General features: G+C 55.8%; 9 protein-coding genes and 1 pseudogene. 3 read left to right on the top strand and 7 right to left on the bottom strand.

What is annotated here, in order from left to right; translation table 11 throughout:
* Window positions 1-154: 154 nt before the first annotated feature.
* Both FHS18_RS17840 and FHS18_RS17835 read right to left on the bottom strand, forming a co-directional pair.
* Window positions 155-1,942: a GGDEF domain-containing protein gene (locus FHS18_RS17840; protein WP_183601458.1), complete on the bottom strand. Its 1,788-nt coding sequence runs from the start codon at window positions 1,940-1,942 to the stop codon at window positions 155-157.
* Window positions 1,943-1,956: 14 nt separating this feature from the next.
* Window positions 1,957-4,482 (bottom strand): GGDEF domain-containing phosphodiesterase, encoded by a 2,526-nt coding sequence (locus FHS18_RS17835; RefSeq protein ID WP_183601457.1) that lies wholly within the window; start codon window positions 4,480-4,482, stop codon window positions 1,957-1,959.
* 361 nt (window positions 4,483-4,843) lie between these two features.
* Here FHS18_RS17835 and FHS18_RS17830 point away from each other — a divergent pair.
* A pseudogene (locus FHS18_RS17830) lies at window positions 4,844-4,981 on the top strand (DUF2243 domain-containing protein); the annotation flags it as partial.
* A gap of 2 nt (window positions 4,982-4,983) precedes the next feature.
* Window positions 4,984-5,145 carry a hypothetical protein gene (locus FHS18_RS17825; protein ID WP_183601456.1) on the top strand — a complete coding sequence of 54 codons (162 nt, stop codon included), beginning with the start codon at window positions 4,984-4,986 and terminating at the stop codon, window positions 5,143-5,145.
* A 74-nt stretch (window positions 5,146-5,219) separates the two neighbouring features.
* Here FHS18_RS17825 and FHS18_RS17820 read toward each other — a convergent pair whose 3' ends face one another.
* The 5 genes from FHS18_RS17820 to FHS18_RS17800 all read right to left on the bottom strand — a co-directional run bounded on the left by FHS18_RS17820 (window position 5,220) and on the right by FHS18_RS17800 (window position 11,730).
* Window positions 5,220-7,121 (bottom strand): rhamnogalacturonan lyase, encoded by a 1,902-nt coding sequence (locus FHS18_RS17820; RefSeq protein WP_183601455.1) that lies wholly within the window; start codon window positions 7,119-7,121, stop codon window positions 5,220-5,222.
* 360 nt (window positions 7,122-7,481) lie between these two features.
* On the bottom strand, window positions 7,482-8,849 hold the full coding sequence (locus tag FHS18_RS17815) for an LLM class flavin-dependent oxidoreductase (protein WP_183601454.1): 1,368 nt from the start codon (window positions 8,847-8,849) through the stop codon (window positions 7,482-7,484).
* 45 nt (window positions 8,850-8,894) lie between these two features.
* Window positions 8,895-9,731 (bottom strand): ABC transporter permease, encoded by an 837-nt coding sequence (locus FHS18_RS17810; RefSeq protein WP_183601453.1) that lies wholly within the window; start codon window positions 9,729-9,731, stop codon window positions 8,895-8,897.
* A gap of 1 nt (window position 9,732) precedes the next feature.
* Window positions 9,733-10,590, bottom strand: a complete 858-nt coding sequence (locus FHS18_RS17805) for an ABC transporter ATP-binding protein (RefSeq protein ID WP_183601452.1) — start codon at window positions 10,588-10,590, stop codon at window positions 9,733-9,735.
* A 30-nt stretch (window positions 10,591-10,620) separates the two neighbouring features.
* Window positions 10,621-11,730 (bottom strand): ABC transporter substrate-binding protein, encoded by a 1,110-nt coding sequence (locus tag FHS18_RS17800; protein WP_183601451.1) that lies wholly within the window; start codon window positions 11,728-11,730, stop codon window positions 10,621-10,623.
* A gap of 555 nt (window positions 11,731-12,285) precedes the next feature.
* Here FHS18_RS17800 and FHS18_RS17795 point away from each other — a divergent pair.
* A complete protein-coding gene (locus FHS18_RS17795; RefSeq protein WP_183601450.1) occupies window positions 12,286-15,108 on the top strand; it encodes a glycosyl hydrolase in 2,823 nt (940 codons plus the stop codon).
* The last annotated feature ends 168 nt before the right edge of the window (window positions 15,109-15,276 follow it).

Raw genomic sequence — 15,276 nt, 5'->3', positions numbered from 1 at the left:
ATCTTATTAATTTGTTATAAGTTTGTTATATCCTTTATTTTACTGTAATATTTTTCCGAAAGCACGAAAATTCGTTCGTATTTATTTCGACAAAATCCGCAAAACCACAAAAAAGGCTGCCCGAATGGACAACCTGTCTCTATAAACCTATCTATTAATCGCTAGCTTTCACCTTGTTGCGGCCCGATTGCTTGGCCAGATAGAGCGCCTGGTCAGCCCGCTCTATGACGGAGATCGAGTCATCTCCCGCCCTGACGGAAGCGACGCCGAGACTCGATGTAATCTCATAATTCGCCAGCTTCTCCTCCATGATTTTCCGACGAATGCGTTCTGCCCGCCTCACGCCGTTCTCGAGTCCGGCATCCGGCAGCAAGATCACGAACTCCTCGCCTCCATAACGGGCCACAATGTCTGTTGCACGGACATTCTCCTTCAGAATATTGGCAATATGACACAAGAGGCGATCCCCTTCGACATGTCCGTAATTGTCATTGAACGCCTTGAACTTGTCGATATCGAGCAGAATGAGCGTAAATCCTTTGTTCGAATTCTCGTAAGCCTCCATACAGCGCTCAAGCTCGATATTGAAGTGGCCGCGGTTAGAGACGCCTGTAAGCCCGTCGATCCTGGCCAGATTCGACGTCTTCTCGAATTGCATCGCATTATGAATCGCGACGGTGAATAGCGGCACGATCTTCATGACCAAGCGGATCTTGTCCGTGTCGAAGAAATTCTCCTGCGGCGAAGAGAAATTAAGCACGATCACAATCTCGTTATTGTCGCCGAAAATCGGCACATGAATCGAGGAACGAATGTCGAATTCCTGCTGAAGGGCAATATCGACCTTGCCCGTAGGCGGATCGGAAATCCAACTATTCCAGAACAACGGCTGTCTCGTGAAGAAGACGGCGCAGCATGCCGCATCCTCGCGTTTCAGCTCCAATTCATGCTCGGTCAAGACGCCCTTCACGTATCGCTTATGCACGCGCATCGTTCCGTCTCGGTCCCGCGTCACGACGCTGGCCGATTGACAGTCGATTAACTTCGCGATTCCGGACACAGCCTGATCGAATACGTCCGAGGGGGTGAGCGAACTCTGAAGTTTGCCGATCAGGCTGAGCAGCCCCTCATTCGTCGCAAGCTCATGCTGCAGATCGCTGCGCATCCGATCGAAGTTCTGCACCAGATTCGATAGCTCCTGATGGACCTGATCCGCTTGCGGAAGCGGCGCGGAGAAATCCCCCTTCGTATACCTGGACAGCTGCTCTTCGATCATGCTGATGGGACGCGTCATCACGCGAACGTTACGAATGGTCCAGCAAATCTTGAGCAGACTTGTCACGCCGATCAATACAAGGACGACGACCAGCATCAGCTGGGCATTCGTCACGAGGGATTCGCGTTCGCTTTCCTCCAGCGCCTTCAACTCGGACGTCATCTCAGTGGCGTAATCCCGGAATTGGTTCATGCTGATCTCGGCCCCGATCAAGGCTTGATCCGTTATGGCTTCTCCGCGCAACTCGCTCGCGATCAAAGCCTCGGCATGCAGATTATGCCAATCGAAGCCGGTCTGAATAAGCTTATCGAGCAGCATGGTGTATTGATCCAGCGATTGGGCATCCCGGACCAAGTTGTTATCATACTTCGCGTACTGTTCCGCGCCATCGCGGTAATGATCCAGGAAAGCCTCATCGCCCGTGAGCAAAAATCCCCTTTCCGCCGTTTCCTGCTCCGTTAACGCGAGCTGCAAACCCGACAGATTGTCTTCCATCAGCTCAATAGCCTGAAGCGATCGATATTGATAATTAAGCCAAGTCAGCATGCCGATGACGATGAGCGTGAATAACAGGAACATGATCGTTCCGGCGGTAATCGTATGGTTGATGAACCGCGATCCTAATTGACTTGCGGGCAGACGGGACTGGACAATCCGGTAGAACATCTTCTTCACCTCCTTTATCTCGCATCATGCCGTTTGCTTCGCAGGAATGCGCCGCAGTCTTCGGCAGTTAATGGCCGGCTGATCAGATAGCCCTGGACAACATCACAACGTTCCTGCTCCAAATATTGCAGCTGCTCCGTCGTCTCCACGCCTTCGGCGATGACCTTAAGCTTCAGGCTGTGCGCCATGGCGATTATCGTCTTGACGATTTCTTTCTCGCCGCTATCTGTATAACTGTGTTGGACGAATGACTTGTCGATCTTCAGAATATCAAGCGGATATTTGCCAAGATAGCTTAAGGATGAATAGCCGGTGCCGAAGTCATCCAGCGCGATCCGTATGCCGATATCCTTCAGTTCCTGCAGCTTCGTCATGACATTGCGTTCATTGTGGATGGCAATATTCTCGGTAATCTCCAATGTCAGGAACGCAGGATCAAGGCCGGAAGACGCAATCGCGTTCCTCACCGTCTCGACCAGATTCTGCTGCTGGAACTGCCTGCCGGACATATTGACGGAGATGGTCAAATCTTGATGACCTTCTTCCTGCCACAGTTTCGTCTGACGGCATGCCTCCCGAATCGTCCACAGACCGATCTCGACGATAAGTCCCGTTTCCTCCGCTACGGGTATGAATTCTACCGGGGAGACGAAACCAAGATCCGGATGATTCCAGCGCAGCAACGCTTCGTGTCCTACGATGTTCGACGTCTGGAGATCCACATAAGGCTGATAGACCAAGTAGAGCTCCGTCCGTTCAAGCGCTCTCCGGAGACCGCTCTCGATAAGCAGACGGCGCTGCACCTCTTCGTTCATCTCGGAAGAGAAGACGCAATAGGAGGCTCCCCCGAGCTCCTTCACCTTGAACATCGCATTGTCGGCCGCGGATATCAGCTCGTCTGCCGTCAGCCCATCCTTCGGATAGCAGCTAATCCCGATGCTAAACTGAACAGCAAGTACTTCGGCTTCATGCGCAGGATGCTCCGTCTGCGGATGAAGCAATCGCTCAGCCAGCGCAATCGCGCTCTCCATGCTGGTATTGCTTAGCAAGATAAGAAATTCATCCCCGCCGAAGCGGTATAAGTTTCCTTCGTGAGGCAGCAAGTCCAGCATCCATGCCGCAGTTTGCCCAATGAACATATCTCCTGCACGATGGCCGAACAAGTCATTGATGCTCTTGAAACGATCGATATCGATGAACAAGACGGCAGCCTGCTTGAAGACGTCAGGTCCGGTAAGCACTTGTTGCATATGTTCGTTGAAGGCATGCCGGTTATACAAGCCGGTTAACGCGTCATGGTAAGCCTGGTATTGAATTTCTCTATTCTTATCCTTCAATTCATCGGTGTACCGCCGAAGACGGAGTGACATCACATTGATGCGTTCGGACAAGACACCGATTTCGTCCTTACGGCTCACGGTTAGCTGGTACCCGATCTGCCCTTCGGCAATACGCTTCACGCCATGATGAATTTGCTGAATCGGACGGATGATGACGGCAGCGATCAGGTAGGAGAGGATGAATAACAGAATGATGGTAAAAAGAAGGTGCGACAGATCGGTCACCAACTGATCGTACATAACCTCATCTACCGCATTGTAATCGGCTACAATACTGACGACATAAGGGCGATCGACCTGAATCGGGAAGAAGCTCTTAACGACCTTCTTGCCGTTCACGGTAACGGACTTGATCACTTGCGAGTTAAACTTAAGCGCAGCTTGGACAGCCTCCGCATCGGCATCGTCCTGATAGAGGTAAGAACCGAACGCAACCGGCTGATCCGCAAGCTTCACGAAGGTCTGCCCACTCTGTTCCGTATAGTTCACGGGTTTGCCCATATTGTCCGGATTGAATCCGGTAATTTCGAGCAGCGACTCGTAAGTCTCCAGAAACTTCGCGATGCTTGGCTCCGGTCCCAGGTTGTTGCTTAACCCCAGTAAACTGTTATCACGAATATAAGGGTTGATAATATAGTCGGTCGTGCCGTCGTAATAGTAGCCCCACTTGTCCACGAAGCTAGGGTCGGAGCTGGAGACGTCGAGCGGTCCGGCCCAGAAGTTGGGCAGCTTCTGCCCTTCCGGGATCGTAACCATCCGCTGATCGAACAGCTGCTCGAAAGCGGTGTACCAGTAGCCCCAGTCCTTGGTGCTCAAGTTCAATTCCTTCGGATCGGAAGAACGGACGCCGACAATGTCATCCTTCGTCCGGACGAACAAGGTCATGTACGAAACGCCGGTCTGCTCGCTAAGCTTGGCCAACTGTTCGTTCGTCACTTGAGCAGCTTTAGGAGGCAAGCTCTTCTTGGCGACGATCGCAGCCAAGCGGATTTTCTCCCCGAGCATATCCTCCATATGTAAATTAGCGTATCGGGCATGTTCAAGCGAGACGGCGATCTGCCTGGAGACGAGCTTAAGACGCGTCTGCATTTCTTCCATCTTCGAATCTCGGGCTGCGAGGTATGAGAGAATGCCGTGCAGAATCAGCACTGCGGATACCGTTATGGTAATAATCATCGCGACTTTGGTTTTCAAGGACATTCAGGTTCATTCTCCTTACGCGATTGATGAAGAGCGGGGAATTCCCTACATTGTGAAACGGTTAAGAATTAGGTCTGAGGTCTTAAGTTTAGCATCTAACTCGACCGGAAATCGATTATATAATTATGGAAAGAAAGTCGGATTGCTTGAGGATGAACTACGCCAAGAGCAAGTGGATGACAGCGCCTTTGAAGAGGAATGAACAGGCAGCATACGGGACAACGTAAGTAAGCTTCCTGTTAAAGTTATCCAATCCTTACGAGGTGATCAGACCGTGCAAGATCGAGTCAAATTCGACAGTCAACAGGGGAAGCAAGTCGCAGGCCATCAGCAGCATTACGGCCGCAATCTATGGTCTGGCGTGCTATTCGGACTTGGGGCCGTAGCTTTCATCGATGAGGCGATTTTCCATCAGCTGCTTCATTGGCATCATTTTTACGACAAATCAACGACAGGAATCGGCTTGCTGTCCGACGGATTGTTCCATGCGTTCAGCTGGTTGTGAGCATCACCTTGTTCCTAATCGCCGCCTATCTCACCTATTACACCTTCTCCTATGGCAGGAATATCGGATCCAAGGGCAATAAGAAAGCCGCCATGGCCGTGTACTTGCTTGCCGGGATCTTTCTGCCGCTGACCGCTTATTTGGTTTTGGGCCAGTAATAGGCGGCCGACGGGTAAAACCGGAAAGGGCCTTCTTTGCAGCAGTCTGCAAGGAAGGCCCTTCTTCTCTTTCGTTATGGCGTATAGATGCTCGGCTGCGCCGGCGTACTCATACCATTGCCGAGATAATAGCTCGTATGCGGCGGTTGGTTATATCCCGCATTCTGCCAAGCGACGCCGAGACGGTAGACCGGATCATGCATCAGCGTATACAGCTTGGTCGCGGTCACGTCCGTTGTCGTATAGAGACGGAGCGCCGAGCTGTCCGCGAGACGCCAGATGACCTCTTCGCGCCAGTCGCCGATCAGGTCTGCCTGGAGGTTCGGATTGCCCTTGGTGGAATTGTTCGAGTTCGTGCCCGTGGCCGTCAACAGACGCGTAAGGGAAGCGCTCGAAGGGTTCCATTTGTCGATTTTGCCAACGCCGGTGGATGTACTGCTGGACCAGGTATGGTCGAGCAGCTCGCGGCTCAGGTCGCCATCCCACCATATGCCGAAATTAATCGAGGAAGGCGCCGACGAACTGATCAGCGTGCCGGTGATGCTGCGAAGTCCGACGCCGTTCGAGGCCCATACTTCCGCACCTGCGTAGTTCGGATCGATATCCGCCGCCATGCCGCGGCCGGTGTCCGCGCCCGTCTGATAGCCCCACTGGATGGCGCCGCTCTCCGCTGCCCATACAGCGGCGCCGTAAGCAGCTCCCGTATCCTCCATTACCTTGAAGACTTCCAAGCCGGAACTGCTCGGGTTCAAGTCCCCGACATGCAGCGCGTCGCCGTGGCCGAGCCCCGTGTTGTAGAGCAGCGAGCCATTCTCGTTGATGGTCATGGCGCCGTAGATGATTTCGTCCTTGCCGTCGTTATCGACGTCGGCCACGCTAAGGCTGTGATTCCCTTGCCCTTCCGTCGCGCTGCCGTTCGTCGATGAATTGCTGTCGAACGTCCACTTGCGCGTCAAGGAACCGTTGCGCCAGTCGAAGGCTACGACGACCGTTCTCGTGTAATAACCGCGGGCCATAATGATGCTCGGGCGGACGCCGTCCAGATAAGCCACGCCTGCGAGGAAGCGGTCGACCCGGTTGCCATAGCTGTCTCCCCAGCTGGAGACGGTACCGCGGGCGGGAACGTAATCAATCGTCTTCAGAACGGCGCCGGTCTGGCCCGAGAAGACCGTCAAGTACTCCGGACCGCTTAAGATATAGCCGCTCGAGTTCCGGTAATCGGCCGTTGAACTGCCGATAACGGCGCCGGTGCCGTCGATCGTGCCGTCCGCCGTTTTGCAGACGACCTCGGCCTTGCCGTCGCCGTCGAAGTCGTACACGAGGAACGGCGAATAGTGCGCGCCAGCACGAATATTTTTGCCCAGATTAATCCGCCACAGCAGCGTACCCGACAGTTCGTAAGCATCGAGATAGGTGTTGCCGGTATAGCCGGATTGGGAATTATCCTTCGAGTTGGACGGGTCCCACTTCAGCACGATCTCATACTCCCCGTCCCCGTCGAGATCGCCGACGCTGGCGTCATTCGCATTATACGTGTAGCTGACGCCATCCGGCGTCGTGCCGCCGGCCGGCTTCTGAAGCGGAATATCCGTATAGTTGTTCGACCAGACCGTTACGGCGGACGAAGCCGTCTGTTCTACGCCGCTCACAACCGCCCGCACGTAGTACGAAGACGAAGTCGTTCCTGCCGTATCGAGATAGTTCGTACTCGACGTAATGACCGACGAATTGATCTTCGTCCCGTTGCGATAGAGGTTGAAGCCGACCGAGGAAGCCTCGGTACCGAGCAGCCGCCAGCTGACGAACACGCCGCCGCTCACTTTGACCGCAACAAGACCACGGCCGAGATTCTCGGCTTGGCGGGCGGTCGCAGCGTCCACTTGCTGCAGCTTGCCGAAATTGGCGGGAACCAGGAGCGTCAAAGCGCATAAGAGCACGGCGATTCGCAATAAAGGATGTTGGAACTTCGTAGACATTAATAAATCCCTCCTCAAGGTTTAGATGACGTGCATGCTGCGGAGCGCAATAACCGCAGCTCCTTCTACTCACCTCCTTAATTGAACGCCTATTGTGTGAAGCGCTTACATGAAGCACCAGACAAATGGGATCAGAAGTCGGTTCATTCCGGTGGGAACGATACGTCTCGTGCTGCAGTACGAATACCAATTTCTGGTGCTAATGAGAATTTACCGATCTTCGGAAGCGGACGCCAGCCATTTTTCCGTGTTTCGTGTTTAAAAATCGGAGATTCGCACGCAAGAATGTGGCGAAAAAACGAAAAAAGGCACGTTCCTCCCGTCACCAATAGTGACGAAGAAACGTACCTCGAAAACATGTTAAGCGTGCGTCGTCGCCGCCGCCCGAACTTGCTGCGCCGGATGAACCGGACGCGCCAAACCGAGGCGGTCACGCAGCGTACCCGGCTCATACTCCGTGCGGAACAAGCCGCGGCGCTGCAGCTCCGGAACGACCAGCTCGACGAAATCGTCCAGCCCGCCCGGCAAGTACGGCGGCATGATGTTGAAGCCGTCGGCCGCCCCGCTTACGAACCACTCCTCCAGCTGATCGGCGATCTGCACCGGCGTTCCCTTGATCTCGCGGTGTCCGCGCGCGCCGGCGATGCGCTGGTACAGCTTGCGGATCGTCAGTCCCTCCCGTTCGGCCAGGTCCTTGAGCAGCGTAAAGCGGCTCTTGCCGCCGTTGATCAGAGCAAGCTCCGGCAGGTCGGGCAACGGTCCGTCAACATCGAAGCCCGCCAGATCGAAGCTGATCAAGTTGGACAGCAAGCTGACGCCGGCTTCGACCGGGATCAACTCTTCGAGCTTGGCCTTCTTCTCGTCGGCTTCCTCTTCCGTTCGGCCGATAATCGGGAACACGCCCGGCATGATTTTGAGCGAATCCGGCGAACGGCCGTATTTGGCCAGCCTGCCTTTCACGTCGGCATAGAATGCCTGCGCTTCCTCCAACGTCTGCCACGCGGTGAAGATCACCTCGGCCGTCCGCGCCGCCAGCTCTTTGCCCGGTTCGGAAGCCCCGGCCTGCACGATGACCGGATGGCCTTGAACCGGACGGGCCACGTTGAGCGGGCCGCGCACCGAGAACCATTTGCCTTCGTGATTAAGCGTGTGGGCTTTGCTGCCGTCAGCGAACTTCGCGTTGTCTTTGTCATAGAGGAAGGCATCGTCTTCCCAGCTGTTCCACAGCCCCGTAACGACATTGAGGAACTCTTCCGCGCGGTCGTAACGAAGCTCATGCAGCAGATGCGACTGCTGATTGAAGTTGAGCGCCTCTTCGTCTTGCGCGGAAGTGACGACATTCCAAGCCGCGCGGCCTCCGCTCAGGTGATCCAGCGAAGCGAACTTGCGCGCAACGTGGAACGGCTCGTTATAGGTTGTCGATACCGTCGCGGCCAGCCCGATATGCTCGGTGACGGAAGACAGCGCCGAGAGCAGCGTCAGCGGCTCGGGACGGACGGATACGGTCTGCTCCAGCGCAGCCGGGAAACGGTTCGATACCGCATAACCGTCGGCGAGGAAGACCATGTCGAACTTGCCCCGTTCGGCCGTCTGCGCCAGCTTCTTGTAGAAGTTAAAATTAAGCACGGAGGAGGCTTCCGCCTCCGGATAACGCCATGCGGCGACATGATGCCCGGGGATCATGAAGAAGGCGCCGAGTTTGAGCTGCCGATTCTGTTGCGTAGTCATTATCCATCACCAATCCTTCCGAATTTAGAGGTTGCGTGTCATGCCTTACGATTCGTTATGATTCGGCTTCCAAGCCGTAAATTTGCGTTCCAACGCGACAAGTCCATGATTGAACAACAGTCCGATCAGCGAGATCGTCAGAATACCCGCATACATCTCCGGCGTCTGGAAGTTAAACTGCGCATAGTTGATGAGATATCCGAGGCCCGCCTTGGCTCCGACCATCTCGGCGGCGATCAGGACGAGAATCGATCCCGCTCCCGCCAGACGCACGCCGGTGAAGATCGTCGGCACCGATGCCGGCAGGATGACTTTCGTGAACAGCTTAAAGGAATTAAGCCCCATCGACTTCGCGGATTTGATCAGCAGCGGATCGACGTTCTTCACCCCGCTGATCGTGTTGAGCAGAATCGGCCACGAGCACGCGAAGACGATCAACGTGATTTTGGACGTCTCTCCAATGCCCAGAATGAGCGTGAAGACCGGCAATAACGCGAGCGCGGCCGTGTTCCGGAACAGCTCCAGCACCGGCGTCAGTAGCTCCGATAACCCGCGGTACCATCCGATAAGCAGCCCCAGCGGAATCGCAATGACAAGCGCGATACCGAAGCCGGATAGCGAACGGATGATGCTCGCTTCAAAATGGTTCCACAGTTCGCCGCTTACCAGCAGATTCCACCATGCCTGCAGCACCTCCGAGAGCGGCGGCAAGAATGCGACCTCGACCGCTCCGGTACGGGGTACGACCTCCCACACCGCAGCCAGCAGCAAGATCGCGATCGAACGCTTGAACAGCTTGCCGGCCAATTGTATAGGCAAACCTGCCGAAGCATTCTTCGCGGTCACAGCAGGCAAGACGACGCTTTTCTCTGCCGTTGCCATCCTACATCACCTCTTTCGTATCGGAATTCGCATCGGAAGATGCGCTGGAATCCTGGATCTCATACGCTTGCGCGCGCTGCACTTCGTCGCGCAGCAGCGTCCAGATCTCATGGCGGATACGGCCGAATTCCGGGTCGGAACGCAAGTCTTCTTCCTGTGCCCGGCCGAGCAGCGGGATGTCGATGACCGCCTTGATCCGGCCCGGGCGGGAAGTCATGACCGCCACGCGTTGACCGAGATAGACCGCCTCGTCGATGCCGTGCGTGATGAACACGATCGTCTTCTTGGTCTGCTCCCAGATGCGCAGCAGCTCGCTCTGCAGCGTCTCCCGGGTCTGCGCGTCGAGCGCGGCGAACGGTTCATCCATCAGCAGAATGTCCGGATCGTACGCAAGGCTGCGAGCGATCGCGACGCGCTGCTTCATCCCGCCGGAGAGCTCGTGCGGGTAGCGATCCTCGAATCCGCTCAGGCCGACGAGAGCCAGGAACTCTCTCGCCCGCTGCGTTTTCTCTTTCCCGCGAATTCCTTTGGCTTCCAGGCCGAATTCGATATTGCCCCGGGCCGTCTTCCACGGGAACAGCGCGTACTGTTGGAATACGATTCCTCTATCCAGGGCCGGACCGGCGATCGGTCGGCCATCGATGAGAATCTGGCCGGTGCTTGGCTTGGTCAGGCCTGCGAGCAGATCGAGCAGCGTCGACTTGCCGCAACCGCTCGGCCCAACTATGGTCAGGAATTCCCCTTGCTGCACGTCCAGATGAATGTCGCGCAGCGCGGTGAATTCGCCGCCGTCCTTCTTGCCGCTCGTGCTCCTCACCTTGAAGGTCTTGCTCACATGCTGGAAACTAATCTTCGCCATGGTCACACCTCCTATAATCGTTTGACCGGATTATTGCTGATCGTCCTTGTACGGATTGAACTCATTCGTATAGAAATCCGGCGCCTTAATCTGCCCCTTCTTGATCGTTCCGGCGTTCTCGAGCCATTCGATCCAGATCGTAAACTCCGACTCCGATATGTAGCCGCCCTTCTCCGCTACGCCGTAGGACGAGAAATATTTCAGAGGCGACGGATCTTCGTCCCGGCCCCGCTTCTCCACGATCGACTCGAGTCTGGCGATAACCTCCTCGGTCGGCGTCTCTCGCGCCCACTCGATCGCCCGGGCAACCGCTTCGACGAACTTGCGCGTCGTGTTCGGATTCTTCTCGATAAAATCGTTGCGCATCAAGTAGGTGCCAGCCGTAAATTGGCCGAGCAGGTCGAAGTCATTGAAGATGAGACGAATGCCGCCGCGCTCGAGCGCCTTGTCCCGGGCCATATCGCCCATCGTCGCAATATCGATCTGGCCTTGCCGCAGCGCCTGTTCTGCGTTGATCGGCGGAATGACGACCAGCTGCACGGAATCGATCTCGTCGTCCGTCAGTCCTTCTTTCTTCAGCCACGTCTTGAGCACGATCTCGCTATGGGCGCCGAGCGTGTTCATCCCGACCGTCTTGCCGATGAAATCCTTGGCCGTCTTGATCGGGCTGTCTTCGAGGACGAAGAAACCGCCCCAACGTTTCTCATCCACGCCATAGTACCCGACGACGGGCGTGACCGGCGCCTTCGAGGCGATCAACTTCACGACCGCGCCGTTGAACGCACCGCCGAAGTCTACGTCGCCGGTAGCCGCAGATTGGATATCTTGCGGCCCGCTGATCGTATTGCCGATCCACTTCAACTTGATTGGCGCGAGATATCCCAGGTCCTCGGCCAGCTCCGGAAGCGTTACGCTGCCCACGCCGCCCTGATAGCGCAGCTCCAATATCTCGGGTTCCGTATCCCCTGGCGCGTTGTCGCCAGCAGCAGTGCTATCGTCCGCCTTCCCGCTGTTCACTTTCTGCGCCTGGGCGGGTTGATTACTGCCGCATCCCGTCAGCGCCACCGCCGTGACCAATGCCGCCGCCAAGATGAATCCTAATCTGCTTCGTGACCTGTTCCGCTGTCTTTGTCTCTCCATCCTCATCCAACCTCCTTTTTTCTGTAGCAAAAAATCCTCTGGCGGCACGGATCGCATCTCGCCCGTTAGGCGTTCTAGCTCTTGTGCGGCTGCAGAGGATCTCCGGTGTCCCGGTCGAATCCGATCAACCCCGAAATACAAAACCCCGATCCGCGAAGAGCGGTTCTCGCTCCTTCACGATCGGGGTCTCCAAACGAATGGTTGACCTTAACCTATAATTCCAATTAGATAACTTGGAATTTGCTTAGACAGAATTTAGCACGGGCTGGATCGAATTGTCAACACATTCCATAATCTTTTTTGCCCGCAGACGATTACGCTTGTCGATGCCTGTCGGATGACATCCTTTCCGCAGACGAGCACAATAAATTGGCATCAATCACAAATTATTGGCTATTCAACCTAACTTAGGCGATTGGTAAGATAAGACCACGGCACCGTTAAGCCACGATGCGACGGCTGTTGGAGGCCATTCAGAAGCGAAGGGAGGAGGGACTGTTCCACAATGTTGTAAGCGTTACCAACGATATTATATTGAGGAGGCTTTCATGTTCAATGCGTAAACGAAAACTAGGTACCTTGCTGCTCGCCATGTTGCTCGCCGTCTCCCTACTGCCGCTTCAAGCCGGGGCATTCACCGGCGAGGTGCAGCTCGGTTCAGGCTCTTATTCGACCGTACTTCCGCCGGGGGCAACGAATCCGCAAAGCAACATTTACAAAACAGGCAGCGTAACCGGCCCGATGCCGACCAACGACTGGTGGAGCAATCTGGCGTGGGACACCTATTCCGAAGCGCAATACCCGCATCCGCTAGCCGTGAAGAATCAATCCGACGGCATTCGCATCTATTATCCAGGCAACCGGATCACGGCGAATTCTTCCTGCGTCTGCGGGTGGATCAACGATATTCACGATTTCACGGTCGGCCATACCGCCGTTGCCTCCTTCCCGGACGCGAAAGTCGACGGCTTCAGCGACTGGTTCGTCAAGGCGCAGTACCAGAGCGGCGCGAATGCTATGAACGTCACTTACGGGCATGGCTCGCCTTATGTCTATTTCACCTATAGCGGCGGCAGCCCGAAGCTGTCCTTCTACACGCCGCCTACGGTCTGGTCCGGCAGCGCATCCACGCCGGTTATCGGCATCACGATGGAAGGCGCGCATTACGGCTTGTTCGGCGCGACGGGCAGCACTTGGAGCGGCATCGGCACGAAGACGCTGACGAATAACGGCAGCTCGTATTTCTCGATCGCCGTCCTGCCGGATAATACCCAGGCAACGCTGAACAAATTCGCCCAATATGCGTATTCCCACGTGACGAATACGCAAGTCAGCTATTCATTCAATGCGGCGTCCAGCACCGTCACATCGACGTATACCTACGCGACGCAAGCCAAGCAAGGCACGCAGACCGGCACGATCTTCGCGCTCTATCCGCATCAGTGGAAGAATTCGACCCATTCGCTGCTTTCGTACACGTACAATTCGGTGCGCGGCACGATGAAGACGGCGGAAGGCACATCGTTCCAGACGACGATGAAGTTCACCGGCGTCCTCCCTTCCCTGCCTGATAAAGGCTCCTACAGCAAAACGCAGCTGCAGCAATATGTCAACGAGGCGGAAGCGGAAGTCTACATCGGCACCACCGACACTTACTGGGTCGGCAAGCAGCTGGGCAAGCTCGCGACACTGGCTCCGATCGCCGATCAGGTCGGCGATACGACGGCGGCGAACAAGTTCCGTAACGATATCAAGACGATTCTCCAGAACTGGTTCAAGGCCAGTGACGCAAGCGGTAACCTGAAGAGCCAGAGCATGTTCTACTACAACAGCAACTGGGGCACGGTAATCGGCTATCCGGCCAGCTACGGCACGAGCGAAGAACTGAACGATCATCATTTCCATTACGGTTATTTCATCAAAGCCGCTGCTGAAGTGGCGCGCGTCGACAAGACTTGGGCGCAAGCGTGGGCACCGATGGTCAACCTGCTCATCCGCGACATCGCCAATGCGAACCGCAGCGATACGATGTTCCCGTTCCTGCGGAACTTCGACCCGTATGCCGGCCATTCGTGGGCGTCCGGCCATGCCCGCTTCGGCGACGGCAACAATAACGAATCGTCCTCCGAAGGCATGAATGCGTGGGCAGGCATGGTGCTGTGGGGCCAGGCAACCGGCGACACCGCCATCCGCGATACGGGCATCGCGCTCTATACGACCGAGATGAACGCGATCAACGAATACTGGTTCGACGTGGCAAACACGAACCGTCCGGCAAGCTTCACCCGCTCGACCGCCAGCATGGTCTGGGGCGGCAAGACGGTCGGGGACGGCACCTGGTGGACGGGTAATCCGGAAGAGGTGCACGGCATCAACTGGCTGCCGATTACCGCGGCTTCCTTGTATCTGACCCACTATCCGACGTATGCGAACAAGAATTACAACGCTCTAGTCAGCGAGAACGGCAGCACGAATTTCGACGCCTGGGAAGATCTGATCTACATGTACCGCGCAATCTCGAACCCGGGCGAGGCCAAAAACTTCTGGACCGCCCGCGGCGCTGCGCTCGGCGCCGAAGCCGGCAATTCCAAGGCGAACGCCTACCATTGGATCTATAACCTGGATGCCATGGGCAATGCCGATCCGACCATCACGGCCAATACGCCGCTCTATGCGGTATTCAACAAGAACGGCGTGAAGACGTACATTGCCTACAATATGTCGAACTCGCCGATCACGGTCAACTTCTCCGACGGCACGGTCGTCAGCGTACCGGCGAACAGCTTCAACACCGGCAACGGCGGCGGCGGCGGCGGCGGGACGACGGATACGCAGGCGCCGACCGTTCCGGCAGGGCTCGCTTCGACGAAGACGAGCACGAGCGTCACGCTCACGTGGAGCGCGTCGACCGATAATGTCGGCGTGACGGGCTATGATATTTACCGCAACGGCGCCTTGGTCGGTTCATCGACAACGACCAGCTTCACGAACAATAGTCTTACCGCAGGCACCGCCTATTCTTACACGGTCAGAGCCAAAGACGCAGCAGGCAACGTGTCCGCCGCAAGCTCGGCGCATAGCGTCACGACGAATCCTGCCGGCAACCAGTATGTGACGGCAGACTTCACCGCAACGGTGACGAAACCGACCGCGACATCGGAGAAAATTACCTTCCAGCCGACGACCGCAGCCCTCTATGTGGACATTCACTACCTGGTCAACGGCACGAATCAGCAGAATGTGCGCATGGTCAACAACAATGGAACGTGGGAGCATACGATCAGCAACTTGAGCGCAGGCCAATCGATGGAGATCTGGTTCACGTACGAGAAGTCCGGTCCGCAATACGATTCGCCGCATTATACGTATACGCACTAATCAGCGCTATCCTTGCGGTATAGCACGTAACCTATCGACTACCAACAAGAAAGGGCTGCCAGCCGGCAGCCCTTCAGGCTGTCGAGAAAGTCTCGACAGCCTTTCTTATGCTCAATGAATTTAACACGACACCGCGTTAATGTTGTATAATGGAAGTAACCATTAATA

The sequence above is a fragment of the Paenibacillus phyllosphaerae genome (assembly GCF_014192105.1).
Lineage (GTDB): Bacteria > Bacillota > Bacilli > Paenibacillales > Paenibacillaceae > Paenibacillus_Z > Paenibacillus_Z phyllosphaerae.
Note: the sequence above shows the minus strand (reverse complement) of the source record. Positions and strands in the feature narration are given on the sequence as shown.

Bases quoted from the DNA above. Each gene is read 5' to 3' on its own strand.
- FHS18_RS17835 (WP_183601457.1), bottom strand. From the start codon at position 4,482: ATGTCCTTGAAAACCAAAGTCGCGATGATTATTACCATAACGGTATCC.
- FHS18_RS17820 (WP_183601455.1), bottom strand. From the start codon at position 7,121: ATGTCTACGAAGTTCCAACATCCTTTATTGCGAATCGCCGTGCTCTTA.
- FHS18_RS17815 (WP_183601454.1), bottom strand. From the start codon at position 8,849: ATGACTACGCAACAGAATCGGCAGCTCAAACTCGGCGCCTTCTTCATG.
- FHS18_RS17840 (WP_183601458.1), bottom strand. From the start codon at position 1,942: ATGTTCTACCGGATTGTCCAGTCCCGTCTGCCCGCAAGTCAATTAGGA.
- FHS18_RS17800 (WP_183601451.1), bottom strand. From the start codon at position 11,730: ATGGAGAGACAAAGACAGCGGAACAGGTCACGAAGCAGATTAGGATTC.
- FHS18_RS17805 (WP_183601452.1), bottom strand. From the start codon at position 10,590: ATGGCGAAGATTAGTTTCCAGCATGTGAGCAAGACCTTCAAGGTGAGG.
- FHS18_RS17795 (WP_183601450.1), top strand. From the start codon at position 12,286: ATGCGTAAACGAAAACTAGGTACCTTGCTGCTCGCCATGTTGCTCGCC.
- FHS18_RS17810 (WP_183601453.1), bottom strand. From the start codon at position 9,731: ATGGCAACGGCAGAGAAAAGCGTCGTCTTGCCTGCTGTGACCGCGAAG.